The 3,031-nt window shown below is 61.4% G+C and carries 3 protein-coding genes and 2 pseudogenes; all 5 read left to right on the top strand.

Features of this window, described 5'->3' with window-relative positions; translation table 11 throughout:
• A pseudogene (locus HJB91_RS30485) lies at window positions 1–406 on the top strand (phosphomethylpyrimidine synthase ThiC); the annotation flags it as partial.
• A gap of 1 nt (window position 407) precedes the next feature.
• On the top strand, window positions 408–1,382 hold the full coding sequence (thiO, locus tag HJB91_RS30480; protein WP_221156978.1) for a glycine oxidase ThiO: 975 nt from the start codon (window positions 408–410) through the stop codon (window positions 1,380–1,382).
• Window positions 1,379–1,576, top strand: a complete 198-nt coding sequence (thiS, locus tag HJB91_RS30475) for a sulfur carrier protein ThiS (RefSeq protein WP_221156976.1) — start codon at window positions 1,379–1,381, stop codon at window positions 1,574–1,576. The genes thiO and thiS overlap by 4 nt, the downstream gene beginning before the upstream one ends.
• Window positions 1,577–1,579: 3 nt before the next feature.
• The gene (locus tag HJB91_RS30470; RefSeq protein ID WP_221156974.1) at window positions 1,580–2,353 is read left to right on the top strand and encodes a thiazole synthase; all 774 of its coding nucleotides are present in this window, start codon (window positions 1,580–1,582) and stop codon (window positions 2,351–2,353) included.
• A pseudogene (locus HJB91_RS30465) lies at window positions 2,350–2,968 on the top strand (thiamine phosphate synthase). Before HJB91_RS30470 ends, HJB91_RS30465 begins: the two are co-directional and overlap by 4 nt.
• The last annotated feature ends 63 nt before the right edge of the window (window positions 2,969–3,031 follow it).

The raw sequence follows: 3,031 nt of genomic DNA, 5'->3' as shown, positions 1-3,031 counted from the left end.
CCCAAGGAGCATCTGGGACTTCCCGACCGCAACGACGTGAAGGTAGGCGTCATCACCTACAAGATAGCGGCTCACGCCGCCGATCTCGCCAAGGGGCATCCGGCGGCACAGCTGCGCGATGACGCGCTCTCGCGTGCCCGTTTCGAATTCCGCTGGGAGGATCAGTTCAACCTCTCGCTGGACCCCGAAAACCGCCCGCAGCTTCCACGACGAGACGCTGCCGAAGGAGGCGCACAAGGTCGCGCATTTCTGCTCCATGTGCGGACCGAAATTCTGCTCGATGCGCATCTCGCACGATATCCGCGCCGAAGCGCAGAAGGAGGGACTGGAGGCGATGGCGGCACGTTATCGCGAGGGCGGCGGCCTCTATATGCCGGTAGAAACCCTGCAGCAAACGAGCGAATGAGATGCGTGTTCTTGTCAAAGGGGCCGGCGTTGCCGGCCTGACGGTGGCGCATGAACTGCGCGCTCGAGATGCCGAGGTCACTGTGCTCGATCCATATGACGGTTTCCTCGGTGCTGCTTCGTGGCTCGCGGGCGGAATGTTGGCGCCCTGGTGCGAGCGGGAGAGTGCTGATGTTGCGGTACTCATGCGCGGTCTCACCGCCGCCGACAAATGGGAGGCAATTGTGCCGGGAGAGGTGCGACGAAACGGAACGCTCGTGGTCGCCTCTGCTCGCGATCTTGGTGAACTGCGACGCTTTGCCTGCCGCACGACGGGTTATGAATGGCTGGAAGAGCCAGCGATCGCGGCGCTGGAACCCTCCCTTGCCGGGCGGTTCCGGCACGGGCTGTTCTTTCGCCGCGAAGCCCATCTCGATCCCCGGCGAGTTTTGACTCTGCTGCGCACCAAGCTGACGGTTCAGGGGGTCACCTTCGTGGGCGAGAGCTCGCATGAGGAGAGCTTCGACAGTGTCGTCGATTGCACGGGCGCAGCGCAGATCGGCGAGGTAAAGGAATTGCGCGGCGTCCGCGGCGAAATGCTCTACCTTAGAAGCTGCGACGTGGATCTCTCCCGGCCGGTCCGCCTGCTCCATCCGCGTATCCCCGTCTACATCGTCCCGCGTGGAGACGGTCTGTTCATGGTCGGCGCGACGATGATCGAGACGGAATTCGAAGGGCCCATAGTCGCCCGTTCACTGATGGAACTGCTCAACGCTGCATACACGCTATTTCCGGCCTTTGCCGATGCAACCATAATCGAAACGGGTGTCGGAATCCGCCCAGCCTTTCCGGACAATCTTCCACGTGCAAGCCATCAGGCAAAGATGATTTCGCTCAACGGCCTCTACCGCCACGGCTTTCTGCTCGCGCCATCCATGGCCGCCGAGGTCGCTGAACTTGTTTTCAACCAACATACCACCGGAAGGAATGCCCCATGAAAGTGATCGTTAATGGCGAGGAACACGATGTCGCGGCTGAGTCGTTGTCAGAGCTTTTAGTCCTGATGGAATACGAGGGTGACTGGCTGGCGACGGCCGTCAACGGTGAGCTTGTCCATCGCGAAGACCGGTTCGATCGTTCGCTCAGCGACAATGACAGGATCGAAATCCTGTCGCCGATGCAGGGAGGCTGACGGATGCTAACGCTCTATGGGGCCGAAATAAACTCCCGTCTGCTGCTCGGTACAGCGCGATACCCCTCTCCTGCCGTCCTCTCCGAGGCTGTCAGGCAATCGGCGACGGAAATCGTCACCGTCTCACTTCGTCGAGAGATGTCTGGCGGCCGCAGTGGGGGCACCTTCTTCGAGATGATCCGCGCGCTGGGCGTTCGCATCCTACCCAACACTGCAGGTTGCCACAGCGTCGCGGAAGCGGTGCTGACCGCAAGGATGGCACGCGAGCTGTTCGCCACCGACTGGATCAAGCTCGAGGTCATCGGCAACCATGATACGCTACAGCCGGATGTCTTCGGCCTCGTCGAGGCGGCTCGCATCCTAGTCAGCGAAGGTTTCGAAGTCTTCCCCTACACGACGGACGATCTGGTCGTGGCCGAACGACTGCTGGAGGCCGGCTGCAAGGTGCTCATGCCTTGGTGCGCACCGATCGGCAGTGCCGCCGGGCCGCTCAATCCGACAGCGCTCAGAGCAATGCGGGCGCATTTCCCTGGCGTGTCGCTGATCGTCGATGCCGGCATTGGCCGGCCGTCGCACGCAACAGCGGTCATGGAGCTCGGTTTCGATGCGGTTCTGCTCAACACCGCCGTTGCCAGCGCCGGAGATCCCGCGGCGATGGCAGCCGCCTTTGCCGCGGCAATCGCCGCCGGCAATCAAGCCTTTAACGCCGGCCTGATGGAGCCGCGCGACATGGCCGTACCCTCCACGCCCGTGATCGGAAAGGCCATGTTCACATGAAGCTCGATCCGTTCTACCTGATCGTGGACAGCGCCGAGTGGATTGCCCGGCTGGTACCGCTTGGCGTCAAGCTGGTGCAGTTGCGCATCAAGGATCGTCCGGAGGCTGAACTATGCGCCGTGATTCGTCGCGCAGCAGCAGTCTGCCTAAACATCAATGTCACCTGATCGTCAACGACTACTGGCGGCTTGCGATCGAGGAAGGTTGCGGCTTCGTCCATCTCGGCCAGGAGGACCTTGCGACAGCGGACCTCGACGCGATCCGAGCGAGTGGCCTGAAGCTTGGCGTCTCAACGCATGACGAACGCGAGCTGGAAATCGCACTGGCAGCAAGGCCTGATTATATCGCACTCGGCCCGGTCTACACGACGATCCTCAAGCCGATGAAATGGCCGCCGCAAGGGCTGACGCGGCTGAGCGAATGGAAATCGCGCATCGGCGACCTGCCTCTCGCCGCCATCGGCGGGTTGAATGTCGAACGGATCGAAGGCGTCCTTGCTCACGGGCGGATAGCGTCGCTGTCGTGACCGACGTGATGCGGCATGAAAATCCGGAACTGCGAACAACGCAATGGATCGTCGCCACAGCGCAGGCGAGAATCGGCATTCTTCAGTAAGTCGTCAAAAAACCTGGGTAATGGATTATACAATTTACGGGTCGTCAAGGTAGTGGCACCATC

Origin of the sequence: Rhizobium sp. NLR10b (assembly GCF_019685435.1) — a bacterium.
Taxonomy (GTDB): domain Bacteria; phylum Pseudomonadota; class Alphaproteobacteria; order Rhizobiales; family Rhizobiaceae; genus Rhizobium.
This window is presented reverse-complemented; position numbering and strand designations above follow the sequence as displayed.